Raw genomic sequence first — 16,039 nt, 5'->3', positions numbered from 1 at the left:
GAGGCTGGTTAAAGGAGGCAGGAGAAGCAGACAACGAACCGCAGAAATGAAAAAAGCAGGGGAGCCCCTGCTTGATCCACGCCGTACAAATCGCGCTAACGGTTTTTACGGCTTCATTAACTACCAGAAGGAGTTAACGTAATGAACATGACCATTCTTTCACCTTCCGCAGAGGCTGTAAAGCCCCGTCGGCATCCGCGCATTTCCCGTGCCGAGATCCCCGCGCCGGAGATTGACCCCGCGTTAAAAGCTTTTGGCCGCCATATCGCCAGAAGTCACCGCAAGGGGCGCGGCGTTCATATCCCCGCGATGAAAAACGCCGCTTTCGGACAGCTGCTCCGCACCCTTGAACTGAAACGCGCATTTAACTGATGAGGTGAGCCGCCCCGCGAGGGGCGGCAACTGCAGGAAGGAGAAAAATCATGACTCAGGCTTTAGCACAGGCACTTAGTGCCGAAACCATCCCGCAAACCGATGCTGAAGAAGGTATCGGCCAGGCGTACCGGGGGACCTATTCCCCGGATGATAACAAGCTACGGCTTTATGCCTCGCTGCGCCTCGATGAAGAAACCTATAAGAAAGTGCACGATGCGGGGTTCCGGTGGGCGCCGAAACAGGGGCTGTTTGTTGCGCCAGCCTGGACGCCGGGTCGCGAGGATGTATTACTGTCCCTCGCCGGCTATATCGAGGACGAAGACAGCACGCTTTTTGACCGTCAGGAGCAACGCGCGGAACGCTTTAACGACTACAGCGATAAACGCGCCGGTGAATCTGAGCAGGTGCTTTCACATGTCGATGCGCTGGCATCCTCGATCCCCTTCGGCCAGCCGATTCTGGTTGGCCATCACAGCGAACGTCGGGCGCGTCGTGATGCGCAACGCATCGAAAACGGCATGAAGCGCGCGGTGATGCTGTTTGAACGCGCGGAATACTGGGAGGAACGCGCAGAGGCCTCACTACGTCACGCGAAATACAAAGAGCGTCCGGATGTACGTTACCGGCGTATCAAAAAGCTCGAGGCGGAATTACGCAAGGCAGAAAAGAACATCGCCGGGGAGCAGAAATTTATGACGATGTGGCGTGGCGAAACGCTCGATCTGAACAAGGCGCGGCTTATCAGTAACTATGACCACATTTCGGCCTGTTTCTCGCTCGATAAATACCCCCGCCCGGCACAGAGAAGCCAGTATGAAGGCCGGATGTCCCTGCATTCCGCGCTGGCAGAGGAAATCATTTCCTTTGAACAGGCCCGCGATATAGCGGTTCGTTGTCACGAACGCTCGATCCGCCATCAGCAACGCTGGGTTAATCATTACCAGAACCGCCTGGCCTACGAACGCGCGATGCTCAATGAAAGCGGCGGCGTCGTCACACGGACACAGGAATTTGCGCCTGGCGGTCAGGTGAAAAGCCGGGGCGAGTGGTTAACCATCATCCGCATCAACACGAGTCATGGTCAGGTGAGCTCGGTGGAAACGCCGTGTTACCGCTTTCTGGGGTATGGGGGAACCATGAAACTGACCCCGGATCGCATCACCGACTATAAAGCGCCGTCAGCCGAAGAGGTCAGCACCGCGAAACAGGCCGCAAAACGTCCACCGATCGTCAACTATCCGGGGGAGGGTTTCCGGGAGATGACAAAAGCCGAATGGGCCAAAATGCCGGGGGATTATAAGGCTGTCCGGGGCATGGCCGAAAATGAGACACACGGGGCGTACCGCTTCCGCCGCTGTATGACTCACGGTTGTACGCTGGTGAATGTCTATATCACCGACATGAAAACGGTACAAATTCCGCAAAAATAGCAAACAAACTCCCCGGCAGGGTGCCGGGGAGCTCAGGGAGGTTGACTCATGCGCAGCGAACTCAGGGATCGCATTAAGGGGATGCGGGCCAGGCTGGATGGCCGAACACCGGTGACAGAAATCCGTGCAGGCTCTCAGCTGTTTGTCTCGCCCGATCCGGTTTGCCGTCGTCTGGTCAGTCTGGCGGAGGTTGTGGATTCTGATCACATTCTCGAGCCGGAAGCGGGAACCGGCGCCATTCTGCGGGCGGTCAGGGAAGCCGCGCCACGGGCACAGTGTGACGCCGTGGAGCTGAACGCGGATTTGGTCCGCCATCTGCGGGAAAATTTCGCGGGCGTCAGCGTCTGGCAGGGGGATTTTCTGGCGTACCGGCCGGAATACCACTACAGCAAAATTATCATGAATCCACCGTTTAACCATGCGCAGGATATCCGGCATATACAGCGAGCAGTGACGCTGCTGGCGCCCGGCGGCGTTGTGTCGGCGGTCTGTCTGAACGGGCCGCGGCAACAATCCATACTGAAGCCGCTTTCTGATGCCTGGGAGCCATTGCCGCGGGGTACATTCACGTATACCGACGTTTCAACTGTGCTACTCAGGATCGCCGTCTGAAAGCCCGGTTAGCCCGGCGGGGGAGTGAGCCCCCGTCTGGCCGCGCCGGAAAGGCCGCGCGCCTGCGGCGCAGGAAGAACGGGCCGCGCTGACGCGCCGCCGGCGCTTCCTCTTCGCGTTCATCCTGGCCCTCTCTTCCTTACAGTATGACGGTTAACGGTGACTCCTTTTCTCCTGTTCCGGCTGAGCAGCTGATGGCGAGTGGTAATACACCTGTTTCCGCCGGCTTTCCTTCTTCGTTTCTCGCGTATTTCTGGTCCTGATTGCTGACCGCCATTCTGTTGTGTGAGCCGACTCCGGGCGTCCGGGCGGGCTGTCATGCTCCGCACAGAGCCAGCTGCGCTGTCTCTGCCCGGCCCCTTCGGGGCAGCGGGTTTCCATCCCATGACGCAACGTCAACGGCAGGCTTGCAGCATCCGTTCCGGATGCGCCGCCCTGTCGCGCCGTAGCCTGCGCTCCCTGCACCCCGGCGAAAACCAACGGCCGCCGGGCTGTAAGGGGCAACGCCGTTTCGCGTGCCGCGCTCCGACGTTGCGGCGGGTCCCTGCTCATTTCATTTCCTGGTGTCGTTCACCCGTTTAAGCCCCTTTCGCCTGGGCTGAGACAAGCACAACCCGCCTGGCTGTCCAAGGACGGCGTGGCCTTTCGCAATAAATTTTTTCCGGCCATTCCGCTTCGCGCCATTAGACCGATAAAAATTTCCCGCTCACCCCGGACATCTGCACCGGGCCGTGCTCGTTTACGCCCTTGCGGCGAAGGTTCTCAAACGGGTGAAGGTCATACCATCGGGAACAAAACAGCAGGTTCCCGCAAACGTCAAAACCGCGGCTCCCGAAACTCAACGGGTGATGGTTTTTAAAAGCAAACAACGGATTAAGGAGATTCATCATGGCAGCTCGAGGCGTGAATAAAGTCATTCTGGTTGGGCATCTGGGGCAGGACCCGGACGTGCGTTATATGCCCAACGGCGGCGCGGTGGCAAACCTGACGCTGGCCACGTCTGAAACATGGCGTGACAAACAGAGCGGGGAACTGCGCGAAAACACCGAATGGCACCGTGTTGTCATGTTCGGCAAGCTCGCGGAAGTGGCGGGCGAATACCTGCGTAAAGGCGCGCAGGTCTACATCGAGGGCCAGCTGCGTACCCGCCACTGGCAGGACGATGCCGGGATCACCCGCTATGTCACCGAAGTGCTGATCGGGCAGAACGGCACCCTGCAGATGCTGGGTGGCCGTCGTGAGGGTAATCCGTCTGAGAGCGCCGCCCCTCAGCAACCCGCGCAGCCGCAGAGTCCTGCCGCCCCGGCACAACCTGCTGAGGCTCCTGTTAAATCCCCGAAAGCGAAGGGCGGTAAAAAAGCCACACAGAGTGCCGCACCGTCTCAGCAACCCCCGCAGCCGTCCCCGGATGATTACCCGCCGATGGATGACAATGCCCCCTTCTGAATCATGATGAATACGCCCCGTTAACGGCGGGGCAGAAAAAGGAGATGCACATGAACCACAACGTTATGCCCCCTCTGAAATCCCTGCCAGACGGCACGTTCACCCGTGAGCAGGCGTCAGAGGTGGCATCGCAGTATCAGAATGTGGCGATTGAAGACGATGAGGGTACCCACTTTCGTCTGGTTGTTCGTCGGGACGGCGAGATGATCTGGCGCGTCTGGAATTTTGAACCCGGCGGTGAGTACTGGATGAATCGTTATATCCAGAACTACGGGAAACGTAAAACGCAATAAGCAGTAAGAGGTGCCGGACAGGTGGGCTGTCCGGCAGACAGTCATCAATATCAGAGAGGTATCAATTATGTCAGTCACCGAGTCTAAAGCAAAAACACCGGCAAAAACCAGCAAAAAAGCGGCTCAGGCTGCAGCCGCTGAAACCCTTAAAGCCGCACTGGAAGCCGCTACGCTTGAATATGTGCCCCTGTCCTGCTTAGTCAGATCGCCGCTGAATGTCCGTGTGATCCCTTACCCGGAGGCCAGCGTACGCAGCATGGCCACATCCATCAAAGCCGTGGGGCTGTTGCAAAATCTGGTTGTCCACACGTTGCCGGAAGGAAAATCTGGCGTAGCGGCAGGAGGTCGTCGGCGCGAAGGGCTCAACCTGCTCGCCAGCGAAAAGGAAATTGACAGCGAGTATCTGGTGCCGGTTAAGCGTGTCAGCGACGAGGTGGCGCGGCTTGTTTCTTTTATCGAGAACGATGAACACCTCGCGATGCATCCGGCTGAGCAAATCTACGCCTTTCGCGACCTTTCAGCTCAGGGGATGACACCTGAGCAGATCGGTGCCCAGCTGGGTTACGGTGGCCGCCACGTTAAGCGCATGCTCAAACTCGCCGGGCTGGCACCGGAGCTTTTGGCTCAACTGGCAAAGGATGAAGTCACGATTGAGCAGTGTCAGGCGCTGGCTCTGGAAAATGATCCGACCCGTCAGCTGCAGGTCTATGAAAACGTCAAATCCGCCTATGGCCATACCGCGCCATATCTGCTGAAAAGTGCGGTGACAGATCGGGAAATTTCATTAACCAGTCCTGATTTTGAGTATGTCGGGCGTGAAACCTACGAAGCTGCGGGCGGTATCGTACGTGAGGATCTGTTCAGTGCGGAAGAGGGGGAGGGTACAGCGGACAAGGTGCTGATTGAGCGCCTGATCCAGACAAAATTGACCTCGCTGGCCGTCGAAATACAGCAAAGCGAAGGCTGGGCGTGGTCACAGGCCCGTAGCGCTCCCCTGCGGGCATGGGGAGATGACACGAAGCATTTCCAGCTGAGCTCCGTCCCCGAAGCAAATTTCACCACTGATGAGCAGCAGCGTCTCGATGAGCTTTATGCCACACAGGCGGCGACCGAAACACACGATGATGAATACGCTATTCAGGCACTGATTGACGAAATGGAGAGCGCGGCCATCAACCGTGAATGGACGCCAGACCAGAAAGCAGAATGTGGCGTGGTGGTCAGCTTCTGGGGCGCGGAAGTGAACATTCAGCGCGGTGTCCGCCAGATTGCCCCGGAGCGGGAGGAGGATGAACAGGCTGACCGGAAAAAAAACACCGTCATCACTAAAAAAATTGAGGAACCCGTGGACAGCATCAGCGAACCACTGCTGAAAAAAATGTCTTCCGAGCGCACCCTTGCCGTTCAGGCTGCGCTGATGCTGCAACCACAAAAAGCCGTGGCAATGATGGTCTGGCGACTGTGTTCCTGCGTGTTTGACTACGGTGGCATGTCAGCCAGTCATCCCTTCGACATGAAAGTCACTGAGCATCATACATCCCTTGTCAGCGAATCTCCTGCCGGAAAAACCGGAAAAGCCTGGCAGACGCTGATGCAGGAAAAAGCACGCCTGCAGGCACTGTTACCGGAGGGCTGGTCGAAGGATTTCACCACGTTTTTCACCCTCGACGGGGAAACCCTGATGTCCCTGATGGCGTTCTGTACCGCCAGTTCAGTGTATGGCGTGCAGACCCGAACAATGGGGCATACCACCCGTAGTTACCTTGATGGTGTGGAAACAGCGATCGGCTTCGATATGAGGGACTGGTGGACACCGACCGCAGACAATTTCCTCAGTATGCTCAGCAAACAGCAGATTGTTAATGCGCTTAACGAGGCAGGAAGAACAGGTGCAGCAGCTGATGCCGGGAAAATGAAGAAAAAAGATGCTGCTGAGCATGCAGAGCATGCCCTCGCGGAGACCCGATGGGTTCCTGAATGGATGCTGCCACCGGCCACAGTGAAACCCGTCATCACTGATGATGCAGCAGACGCTGATGATCATACGGCTCACGCAGCCTGATAACGGAGACGCCGCCCTGCGGGGCGGCCATAAGGAGAAGAATATGAACACGATCATTACTACCGATGTCCTGAAAACCATGTTCGCCGGAGAGCTTGAAGACTACCGCGCCGCCGGTGAAGATTTTCGCCGTGAACTCACCCATGCCGTGATGCGGGACCTGTCCTGTCCGGCGAGCTGGGACGTCAACGGAGAATATAAAAGCGAGTTCGGCGGATTCTTTCCGGTACAGATCCGTTTTTCCCCCTCCCACGGTCATTTTGATGTGGCGGTCTGCAGTCCGGGAGAGCTGAGTGCGCGCTGGATTGTCGTCTTTGTGACCCGTGGCGGCCAGCCGTTCTCCGTTGTTCGTAGCATGGAAGTATTTAACCCGGAGTTGATCTCCCACACGCTGGCATTGATAGCGTGTCTCGATACTGACGGTTATTCGTTTGCCAGCATCATCAGTACCCTGGCACAGGAGGGCGCACAATGATCCCCTCATCCCATGCCATTGTGACCCTAAAACCGGCACGACAGGCTGCTTTGCAGGCCATCATGTTCGTGGAAGACGCTCAGTTACGGGGGGCGCGTTTGCCCTCAATGCCCCATGTCCGGACATTTTTGCGAATTTTGACCAGGAACAGCCGCATGAACACGGCAGTGGCGCAGCGCATTCCCGGCCTGAACTGGGACCCGAAGCATCGCCTGAGCAGCCTCAAACAGGTGGAGGAGGCGCTCGATGAACTGATTGCCAGCCACGGGGAATGCTGCCCGCTGCCGCTGCCGGTGGATGTTCAGGCCGAATTGTTTCCGGAGGTGCAGCACACACGGACAGAACGCCGGTTGCAACGCAGAAACATCGCGTTTACCCGTAAGATGCGCCGGGAAGAACGGGCGCTGGCGCATCACTGGCGGTTACGGCAGAACCTGTTGGGACAGGCAGTCACGGAGCTGAATTTTCAGTCGCCGGAGACGGTCAGCAACTGGTATCGCCGGTGGACCGACGAGTTTGACGCGCGGGAGCTGGAGCCTGCTTTCTGGCACTGGCGGTCGCGGTTTGCCTCGCTGGACTCCCTGGACTGGCTGCGTGACGCGAAGGAGCCACTGTACGGGGTCATTCATGAAATCGGCTTCATCGTGAGTGACTCCCCGGAGGCTGTCCGTCAGGCGGAACGCTGGCAGGTACCCAACAAACTGGCGCTGCAGAGGCGAGCGGTATGAGAAACAATCCCTGGAAAACAGAGTTGAAAGTGGCCCGCAGTCAACGCAACAAGCTGCAAACCATGTCTGCCCGCCTGACAGAGATGACCTGCGAATGGGACGGACTCAGTGGCTGGCTGGAGACCGAAAGCGAGCGACTGGTTGAGAGTATCGATCAACATATTCAGGCGCTGGATGAGCAAATCCGGGACTGGGGCAACGGGCGCAGTGACAGGGAGGTTGAATAAGTATTGTCAGCAGGCAATTCGATAAAAAGGAAGCAGGTACCGTGTTTCGCCATGCGGTATCAGGAAAACTGTTATGCCGGCTTGATGCAAAGCTGATGCGGGATGACTGGATGCTGTTACACGGTTTGCTCAGTCTGGTGTACCGGGCAGGCATGAGTACCGGCAGTGAACAGCGGGCTGCAGAGATAAGGGACGCTCTGGGGTATACGGCGGAGAACGAACAGAAAAAAGTATGAGGATATAGCCTTTTTTCAGATGGTTAGTCCTGGGTACATAATGGACTACACGGTATAATGGCGACGGCGCTTGAGGCTTTTTGCCTCATGACGTGCAGGTGGTTTGTTACCGTGTTGTGCGGCAGAAAGAAGAAAGCCCCGTAGGAAGTTAATTTTCATTAACCAACCACATGCACTGCGCCCATTTAGTTGGACTCTCAAACTGGAGAGTCCCATGTCAAGACGTAAGTACACCTTTGAACAGCGCCTCGAAGTGGTTATGCACTATTTAGCTACTGATGAAGGCTATCGCTTAACATCAGCTCGCTTTAACGTTCCCAGAACCCAGGTAAGATTATGGGTTGCAGCCTATGATGTTTATGGAGAAGAAGGTCTGAAGCCCAGAGATAAGGGCGTATCAATCGATCCCGAAATCAGAGTAGAAGCCGTGAAGGCTGTGCTGACGGGGCAGATTTCCCAGACGCAGGCAGCTGCGAAATTTAACGTTGCTGGTGCGGCATCTGTTGGGAAGTGGATGAAGGTGTTCAGCGAACATGGAGAGCAAGGGCTTCGTTCTCTTCGTGTGGGCAAAAAAAGGGCACTTCATATGATTGATGATCCTGTTGCGCTTGAAGTGGCATTGGAACGTTCGAAAGATAAACATATTCAGGAGCTGGAAAGAAAAGTTCGGTCCCTTGAATTACGGGTACTTTATCTAAAAAAGCTGAAAGCCTTAGTTCGGTAAGAGATAAGGTTCGTGTTGTTGACGAACTAAGGCAGCATTACCCACTTGATCAGTTGCTGAGTACCGCCCGTATACCCAGGAGCACGTTTTACTATCATCTTAAAGCACTACGCTCTCCGGGAAAATATGATGAAATAAATCGTCGAATCAGCGAGATATATGATGAAAATCAGGGCCGCTATGGCTATCGACGGGTAACGCTGGCGCTCAGAAGAGAAGGGGGACTGATCAACCACAAAGTGGTTCAACGCCTGATGAATGCTCTTGATCTTAAAGCCGCTATCAAAGTAAAGCGCTATACCTCCTGGCGTGGCGAACGTGGGTGTGCTGCTGACAACCTCCTGCAACGTAACTTCAAAGCCAGCCGGCCCAACGAAAAATGGGTCACAGATGTCACCGAGTTCGCCGTCAACGGCCGCAAACTCTATCTTTCTCCGATCATCGATCTCTTTAATAACGAAGTCATTTCCTACAGTATCTCAGAACGCCCCACAATGCCGATGATTGACGACATGTTGATTAAGGCATTTGCCAGAATGGACGCCAACAGCAGACCAATACTTCATTCAGATCAGGGTTGGCAGTACCGGCATCGGTGGTATCAGTATCAGTTGCGGGAGTTTGGGGTTCAGCAAAGCATGTCCCGCAAAGGAAACTGTCTGGACAATGCCTGCGCTGAGTGCTTTTTCGGGACGTTAAAATCAGAATGCTTCTACACCCGTAAATTCAACGATGTTGATGAGCTGAAGGTTGTTCTTGAGGATTACATTCGTTACTACAACACGCGGCGAATCAGTCTTAAATTTAACGGCCTCAGCCCGGTTGAATACCGCCTGAAGACCTACCCGCTGCGGCTTTAGCCACGTTATCCTGATTTCACCTAGGCGGTCTGATGTTACGCGGCCGGACGGCCCTCAGCAGTATTGATACCAGCCCTGTTGTTGCGGGGCGTTTCTGATGTTCCGGACACGGCCAGGCTGAAATGAACAGCATTCAAAATGAGCAAAAAGTGCTTCTCGTAAAAAATTTACAAATCTTTTTTGCAGGAAAACATGCCTCTAATTCGCAACAGGAAGCCCGGAGAGCGATTCTTCGTTACGCATAAGGCCAATTGTGTTTCAACAGTAAAAACTGTTTCTGAGGCTTTTGGTTGCGAATAGTGGGCTATTAACGCGTATTCCCGTAACGCTGAAAAGTAATGAATAGCTATGAATAGCAGTGACCTTGCAGGTAAACGTCAGGTTTATTACTATTCAGGCATCGATACTGACCGGAACCACTCAACACTGGTATGTTGATGGGGTATTGATGTCGGAGAGTAATCTCCCCCAGCCTAAGAGCGGGATATCCAAAGACACAGACCGGAACCCAACAAGAGTGGATAACATCGATGATCTACTCTGGTGAAAAGGCGCTGATATCAGCGCCTTTTTGCTTTTCTGGACGTGTAAACCGTCTGTCCATTCAGTCGCAGATGTGCGACATATGCAAATTTCATGGGCCTACTCTTTGGTATGGAGTGTCGTCCCCACTGATTGACTTCATAAGCTGATACAACATAAAGCTTTAAGCCGTTCGGGTGACCGTTGTCCTTACGCAAGTCAAAGAAGATCGCATAGTCATTAACCTCCATATAATGATACATCTCATTGTTTCCCTTATTGATATGGGGAACAACGTAGGAGGTCAGAAGATTTGTTGAAAGCATCTGCGGCAGGTTAAGACTGGCAGCATATCTGTCAGCACAGAAAAATCGATCCGGTGGAATTTCCGGTCCGTTTCCTTTCTGGTCAGAAAAGACATGATTGCTGTAGTTGATTGTTATCTGTACGGGGTCAGGGATATTGGCGATTTCTGCCATAAACGTCAAAGGCGCGAGGTGCTTCATACAGTAGCTTTTTCCATTAAAGGAAAGATTTTTATGTACGCCTTTCACTGTTATCCCTTACGAATCCAATGGAGCGGGAATTATATCACAACCCCATGCGGGGCAGATGCGCCCGAGATGTAAAAGATGTGCATAGAGTACGCGCATGGCCGGCCTCACTGGCTGTTATCCTGAAGAGGCCAACCATGGTTACTATGTCTCCCTGTCAGATTTTGGCCTGATTTACCCGTGCGGACAGTGCCTGATGACTTTCCTTACGTTCGCTGTATCGGTCAGCCAGATAATCAGTCTGCCCTTTCAGGAGCAGGGTGATCTTAAATAATTCCTCGGTGACGTCGACGATACGGTCATACCAGGAAGAGGGTTTCATACGTCCGTTCTCATCGAATTCCTGCCATGCTTTGGCTACTGATGATTGGTTGGGGATAGTGAACATCCTCATCCAGCGTCCAAGAATACGCATCTGGTTCACGGCATTAAAAGACTGCGAGCCGCCACAAACCTGCATTACCGCAAGGGTTTTTCCCTGCGAAGGGCGAACCGCGCCTTCACTTAACGGGATCCAGTCGATTTGTGCCTTCATAACCGCGCTCATTGCCCCATGCCGCTCCGGCGAGCTCCACACCATCCCGTCACACCATCTGACCAGGCCGCGTAATTCGGTGACCTTAGGGTGCGTGTCCGGCGCATCATCCGGCAGGGGTAAACCGGAGGGGTTAAAGAGTTTCACCTCCGCGCCCATCGCCGTCAGCAGGCGACCGGCTTCCTCCGCGGCAAAGCGGCTGTAGGAGCGTTCCCTTACTGAGCCATACAGGATCAGAATCCGTGGCGGCTCCTGCAGGTGCAGGCGTTCGGCAATGTGTTGATCAAAGCATTCAGTATTCAGGGCAGGAAATTGTTCCATTTGTCTCCTCCGGAGAGAACAGATGATTTCAAAATTAATATATATGATTTAACATATGTGTATTCTAAAGGGAACGGAGTGAAAAATGCTACAACCTGTTCAGCTTTTCAAAATCCTGTCGGATGAAACCCGGCTCGCCATCGTCATGCTTCTCCGGGAGTCCGGAGAACTGTGCGTCTGCGATATCTGTGCGGCCACCTCCGAATCGCAGCCCAAAATATCGCGACATATGGCTATCCTGCGCGAGGCCGGGCTGGTACTTGACCGTCGGGAAGGCAAATGGATCCACTATCGTCTGTCACCCCACATACCGGCATGGGCAGCAGAGACAATCATGACGTCCTGGCAGTGTATGCGGGAGGATGTGCGTGAATGGCTGGATAAATCAGCCTGCACCTCCTGCTGAGAAAGAAAAACACATTTACATAATCATATATAACGGAGTCTGAGATGCTTTTGGCAGGGAGTATATTTTTGCTGACGCTGGTATTGGTGATCTGGCAACCCAGAGGCCTGAGTATTGGCTGGAGCGCGAGTATCGGGGCTGTGCTGGCGCTGGGAACCGGTGTCATCCATATCGCTGATATTCCCGTTGTCTGGAATATCGTCTGGAACGCGACAGCGGCATTTATTGCGGTCATCATCATCAGCCTGCTGCTCGATGAGTCCGGCTTCTTTGAATGGGCCGCACTGCACGTCTCCCGCTGGGGTAACGGACGTGGCCGCTTGCTGTTCACCTGGATAGTCTTGCTCGGTGCCGCTGTCGCTGCGTTGTTTGCCAATGATGGCGCCGCGCTGATCCTGACGCCGATTGTGATTGCGATGCTGCTCGCACTGGGGTTCAGCCAGGGCACGACACTGGCCTTTGTCATGGCTGCAGGATTTATTGCAGATACGGCCAGCCTGCCACTCATTGTTTCTAACCTGGTTAATATCGTCTCGGCGGACTTCTTCGGTCTGGGCTTTACGCAGTACGCCTCCGTTATGATCCCCGTGGATGCGGCAGCGATTGCGGCCACGCTGATCATGCTGCATCTCTTCTTCCGCAGGGATATTCCGGCAACGTATGACGTTTCGCTGCTGAAGACGCCTGCCAGTGCGATCAAGGATCCGGCAACCTTCAGGGCGGGCTGGATTGTCCTGTTATTGCTGCTTGTCGGTTTCTTTGTTCTGGAACCGCTGGGGATCCCGGTCAGTGCGATAGCGGCGGCTGGCGCAGCAGTGCTGTTTGTGGTGGCGAAAAGAGGCCATGCCATCAACACCGGGAAAGTCCTGCGCGGTGCGCCATGGCAGATCGTTATTTTCTCGCTGGGCATGTACCTCGTGGTCTATGGCCTGCGCAATGCAGGGCTCACGGAGTACCTGTCTGGCGTGCTGAATCTGCTGGAAGACAAGGGGTTATGGGCAGCGACGTTCGGCACCGGCTTCCTGACGGCATTTCTCTCATCAGTAATGAACAATATGCCGACGGTACTGATTGGCGCGCTGTCGATTGACGGGAGTACGGCGACCGGCGTCGTCAAAGAGGCAATGATTTATGCCAATGTGATTGGCTGCGATTTAGGCCCGAAAATCACCCCGATTGGCAGTCTGGCAACCCTGCTGTGGCTGCATGTGCTTGCCCAGAAAAATATAAAGATTACCTGGGGATATTACTTCCGTACCGGCATTGTTATGACTGTGCCGGTGCTGTTTGTCACTCTGGCCGCGCTGGCGTGGCGGCTCTCTGTCACTTTGTAATGAGATACTGATATGAGCAACATTACCATCTATCACAACCCGGCCTGTGGCACCTCACGCAACACGCTGGAGATGATCCGTAACAGCGGCAACGAACCAACGATAATTTATTATCTCGATACGCCCCCGACCCACGATGAGCTTATTAAACTTATTTCAGATATGGGAATTACGGTACGTGCATTGCTGCGTAAGAATGTTGAGCCTTATGAGCAACTGGGACTTGCAGATGACAGGTTTACCGATGAGCAACTGATAGAATTAATGCTGCAGCATCCAATTCTTATCAACCGGCCAATTGTTGTCACACCTGTAGGAACCCGCCTGTGCAGACCTTCAGAGGTGGTACTGGAAATTATTCCGGAACCTCAGCAGGGTGCATTCACGAAAGAAGATGGCGAAAAGGTTATTGATGAAGCAGGGAAGCGGGTGAAGTAATAAGCAACGAAATGGATAATTCGATTGCGGATCACGTTATTTAGCTTTAACAGCAAACAAAAAAGAGCCCATGTATTCCATGGACTCTTTCTGAGATGCCTCGATTATTCTGTCCAACTTTTGGGGGGCAGTACACCCACGAGGCCCCCTGTATGTCTCATCAACAACAGTATGGCCTCTTACCGTGCTCAATGCAAGGAGGAGTAAACCATGAAACTACCGCGAAACGCCCTGGTCTGGTGCGTATTAATCGTGTGTTTAACGCTCTTAATATTCACATGCCTGACCCGGAACCGCTTATGCGAAGTCCGGCTGAAGGACGGGAACAGGGAGGTCGCGGCAAGCCTGGCTTACGAATCCAACGGTAAGTAGCAACCTGGAGGCGGGGGATACCCCGCCTTTTCAGGGCTGCGTTGGTCTGACATGCCTGAAGCGCCTTTATGAAGGGGTTGCCGGTTCGCCGGTAGCCCCTTTTTCCTTATGTGCCCTGCATGGGCGCACTCCTGTGGGTGAAAGTCCCGCCTTAAGCTGGTCACTGCGAAAGAAGTGAAGCGCAACTGCATGAGGGCGACCGAATGTGGGTAGGAAGCGTGGAGCATAAATCATGAATTGATGTGCTTATCGTGTCGTGTCGTGACCCTGGCCTTCTTCGCTGGTACCTCATACAGGAGCGCCCGGCGCTTTACAGGCTCTGGTTTTGTTGTTGATAGCCCGACGTTCTGTTTTTCAGCCAGAAAACGCAGTAGCAGCAGACGACGAACGGAATGCCAAAATACAATGCGACGCGTTGGGAGGGATCGAATGCAATACCGATGCACGCGCACACGCACAGTACGATGGAGACAATGGGAACAATGGGAAAGGCTTTCACCTTATATTTGAGATCATCTACGCTGCCGCCGTTAGCGATAAATGTCTTACGAAAAGCGAGCTGGCTGGCTGAAATACTTATCCAGACCAGCACCACCGCGAGTCCCGAGATCGAGACGAGTGCTAAATACACCGTATCGGGAGAGAGCACGCTGCTCAAAAGAGATGCGCCTGCACCCATCATGCTGAAAATAATGGCAAAGACGGGCGTGCCTTTGGCGGTTAAACGTGAGAATGAAGTCGAAATATGCCCCTGATCGGAAAGGGTCCACAGCATACGCGAGGCGGCATATAGTCCAGAGTTGGCCGCTGACAGCAATGCCGTGAGGATCACAAAGTTCATCACATCCGCCGAATAGGAAAAACCGGTTAACTCAAACACCATCACAAAGGGGCTTTCGACCAAACCCGCTTTCTCTCGGGGCAGCAGCGCTGCCAGAACAAAAATCGTACCGATGAAGAATAGTACCAGCCGGTAGATCGTGGTTTTGATCGCTTTAGGTATTGACTTTTCCGGGTGCTCTGCTTCACCCGCCGTAATCCCGATGAGCTCCGTCCCCGAAAACGCAAATGCCACGGCTAATAATGCCGATAAGATCGATGCGGGGCTCGTCGGGAATAGCCCTTCACGAGTGAAATTTGCCAACCCGTACTGCATAGAACTGTCGTGATGAAACACCCCAACAATAACCAGCCCACCGACGACAATGAAAACGACCACCGCGATAACCTTAACCAGCGACAGCCAAAACTCTGTTTCCGCAAACAGTCGCACCGAGACAATATTGCAAATCATCACCGACGCTGCGAAGAGCAGACTCCAGATCCATACCGGAGACTCAGGAAACCAGCGCGTCATGAGAATACCGGCGGCGGTAAACTCGGAACCAATCGCCACCGTCCATGTTAACCAATATAACCAACCAACCGTATATCCCGTTGCCGGACCGATAAACTTTGCGGCATAGCGACTAAATGACCCGGTTTCCGGCATATGTACGGCAAGTTCCCCTAACGACATCATCACCAGATACACCATTACGGCGCCTACCGCATAAACCAACACCGATCCCAATGGCCCTGCCTGATTAACCGTATATCCGGATGTCAGAAACAAGCCGGTACCAATCACGCCTCCTAGCGCCAGCATGATAATATGACGAGTTTTCATTTCCTTTTTAAAAGAATTATCGCTATGCGACTTGCTTATTGTTGCAACTTCCATCAGGACACCTCGAGAAAATAGTTTTCGTAAGTAATAAGAGTGTTGTCTGGTCATATTTAAGCAACGAATTAATGTTGTTAAATTATTAACTGCATTTATCGTTATTCTCATCCTGAGCACAACACGAGGCAGTTGCCGGGTAATATATATTTCGGAATTTTAATATCCACGCCATGAGATATAGTTCGCCCGTTCTGGCTGGCACAAAATTCAATTTCTTATATGTATTTTAATTTAGATATCTCAACAGTTTCCCGGCTATATCCGTGCCATCGCTAACCCGAGAATCTAATAAATATTGATATTCGCAAAGTAATTAATAACGGGCCTGAGGGGGCGTTTTTTTAATGTCTGTCGCAATATCCC

At 53.6% G+C, this 16,039-nt stretch carries 17 protein-coding genes and 2 pseudogenes; 16 read left to right on the top strand and 3 right to left on the bottom strand.

Annotation, left to right across the window (positions count from 1 at the left end):
• Positions 1 to 141 precede the first annotated feature (141 nt).
• The 11 genes and pseudogenes from ACE3MN_RS27575 (at position 142) to ACE3MN_RS27525 (ending at position 9,468) form a co-directional block, all read left to right on the top strand.
• On the top strand, positions 142 to 372 hold the full coding sequence (locus tag ACE3MN_RS27575; protein ID WP_064360962.1) for a hypothetical protein: 231 nt from the start codon (positions 142 to 144) through the stop codon (positions 370 to 372).
• Positions 373 to 422: 50 nt separating this feature from the next.
• The gene (locus ACE3MN_RS27570; RefSeq protein ID WP_375216241.1) at positions 423 to 1,805 is read left to right on the top strand and encodes a DUF3560 domain-containing protein; all 1,383 of its coding nucleotides are present in this window, start codon (positions 423 to 425) and stop codon (positions 1,803 to 1,805) included.
• A gap of 48 nt (positions 1,806 to 1,853) precedes the next feature.
• Positions 1,854 to 2,417, top strand: coding sequence for a class I SAM-dependent methyltransferase (locus tag ACE3MN_RS27565; protein ID WP_375364401.1), 564 nt, complete (start codon positions 1,854 to 1,856; stop codon positions 2,415 to 2,417).
• 719 nt (positions 2,418 to 3,136) lie between these two features.
• Positions 3,137 to 3,276 (top strand): annotated as a pseudogene (locus ACE3MN_RS27560) (single-stranded DNA-binding protein).
• A gap of 29 nt (positions 3,277 to 3,305) precedes the next feature.
• Complete coding sequence (gene ssb / locus ACE3MN_RS27555; protein WP_375364400.1) at positions 3,306 to 3,863, top strand: single-stranded DNA-binding protein; 558 nt, start codon at positions 3,306 to 3,308, stop codon at positions 3,861 to 3,863.
• Between the two features lie 50 nt (positions 3,864 to 3,913).
• Complete coding sequence (locus ACE3MN_RS27550) at positions 3,914 to 4,156, top strand: DUF905 domain-containing protein (protein WP_064349741.1); 243 nt, start codon at positions 3,914 to 3,916, stop codon at positions 4,154 to 4,156.
• A 67-nt stretch (positions 4,157 to 4,223) separates the two neighbouring features.
• The gene (locus ACE3MN_RS27545; RefSeq protein WP_375364399.1) at positions 4,224 to 6,218 is read left to right on the top strand and encodes a ParB/RepB/Spo0J family partition protein; all 1,995 of its coding nucleotides are present in this window, start codon (positions 4,224 to 4,226) and stop codon (positions 6,216 to 6,218) included.
• Positions 6,219 to 6,261: 43 nt separating this feature from the next.
• Positions 6,262 to 6,693 carry a conjugation system SOS inhibitor PsiB gene (gene psiB / locus ACE3MN_RS27540; RefSeq protein ID WP_064349758.1) on the top strand — a complete coding sequence of 144 codons (432 nt, stop codon included), beginning with the start codon at positions 6,262 to 6,264 and terminating at the stop codon, positions 6,691 to 6,693.
• Entirely contained in the window at positions 6,690 to 7,421 is a 732-nt protein-coding gene (locus tag ACE3MN_RS27535; protein ID WP_064349737.1) for a plasmid SOS inhibition protein A, read from the top strand. The genes psiB and ACE3MN_RS27535 overlap by 4 nt, the downstream gene beginning before the upstream one ends.
• The gene (locus ACE3MN_RS27530; protein ID WP_064349736.1) at positions 7,418 to 7,648 is read left to right on the top strand and encodes a hypothetical protein; all 231 of its coding nucleotides are present in this window, start codon (positions 7,418 to 7,420) and stop codon (positions 7,646 to 7,648) included. Before ACE3MN_RS27535 ends, ACE3MN_RS27530 begins: the two co-directional genes overlap by 4 nt.
• Before the next feature lie 450 nt (positions 7,649 to 8,098).
• A protein-coding gene (locus ACE3MN_RS27525) for an IS3 family transposase (RefSeq protein ID WP_139041306.1) occupies positions 8,099 to 9,468 on the top strand; the annotation gives its coding sequence in 2 pieces (ribosomal slippage) (positions 8,099 to 8,579 and positions 8,579 to 9,468; 1,371 coding nt in all).
• Between the two features lie 560 nt (positions 9,469 to 10,028).
• Here ACE3MN_RS27525 and ACE3MN_RS27520 read toward each other — a convergent pair.
• Positions 10,029 to 10,544: a hypothetical protein gene (locus ACE3MN_RS27520; RefSeq protein ID WP_139041307.1), complete on the bottom strand. Its 516-nt coding sequence runs from the start codon at positions 10,542 to 10,544 to the stop codon at positions 10,029 to 10,031.
• Positions 10,545 to 10,701: 157 nt separating this feature from the next.
• Complete coding sequence (gene arsH, locus ACE3MN_RS27515) at positions 10,702 to 11,400, bottom strand: arsenical resistance protein ArsH (protein WP_015572073.1); 699 nt, start codon at positions 11,398 to 11,400, stop codon at positions 10,702 to 10,704.
• Between the two features lie 85 nt (positions 11,401 to 11,485).
• Here arsH and ACE3MN_RS27510 point away from each other — a divergent pair, with 85 nt between their 5' ends.
• The 5 genes and pseudogenes from ACE3MN_RS27510 to ACE3MN_RS27490 all read left to right on the top strand — a co-directional run bounded on the left by ACE3MN_RS27510 (position 11,486) and on the right by ACE3MN_RS27490 (position 13,950).
• The gene (locus tag ACE3MN_RS27510; RefSeq protein ID WP_032664848.1) at positions 11,486 to 11,806 is read left to right on the top strand and encodes a transcriptional regulator; all 321 of its coding nucleotides are present in this window, start codon (positions 11,486 to 11,488) and stop codon (positions 11,804 to 11,806) included.
• A 44-nt stretch (positions 11,807 to 11,850) separates the two neighbouring features.
• Complete coding sequence (locus tag ACE3MN_RS27505) at positions 11,851 to 13,140, top strand: arsenic transporter (RefSeq protein ID WP_032664847.1); 1,290 nt, start codon at positions 11,851 to 11,853, stop codon at positions 13,138 to 13,140.
• A 12-nt stretch (positions 13,141 to 13,152) separates the two neighbouring features.
• Positions 13,153 to 13,578 carry a glutaredoxin-dependent arsenate reductase gene (gene arsC / locus ACE3MN_RS27500; RefSeq protein ID WP_047722610.1) on the top strand — a complete coding sequence of 142 codons (426 nt, stop codon included), beginning with the start codon at positions 13,153 to 13,155 and terminating at the stop codon, positions 13,576 to 13,578.
• Positions 13,579 to 13,673: 95 nt separating this feature from the next.
• Positions 13,674 to 13,883 (top strand): annotated as a pseudogene (locus tag ACE3MN_RS27495) (DUF5431 family protein); the annotation flags it as partial.
• Complete coding sequence (locus ACE3MN_RS27490; protein WP_085842394.1) at positions 13,828 to 13,950, top strand: Hok/Gef family protein; 123 nt, start codon at positions 13,828 to 13,830, stop codon at positions 13,948 to 13,950. The pseudogene ACE3MN_RS27495 and the gene ACE3MN_RS27490, both read left to right, overlap by 56 nt.
• 310 nt (positions 13,951 to 14,260) lie before the next feature.
• Here ACE3MN_RS27490 and ACE3MN_RS27485 read toward each other — a convergent pair whose 3' ends face one another.
• Positions 14,261 to 15,673 (bottom strand): amino acid permease, encoded by a 1,413-nt coding sequence (locus ACE3MN_RS27485; protein ID WP_060598838.1) that lies wholly within the window; start codon positions 15,671 to 15,673, stop codon positions 14,261 to 14,263.
• Positions 15,674 to 16,039 lie beyond the last annotated feature (366 nt).

The organism is Klebsiella grimontii, assembly GCF_042137965.1.
Lineage (GTDB): Bacteria > Pseudomonadota > Gammaproteobacteria > Enterobacterales > Enterobacteriaceae > Klebsiella > Klebsiella grimontii.
Note: the sequence above shows the minus strand (reverse complement) of the source record. Positions and strands in the feature narration are given on the sequence as shown.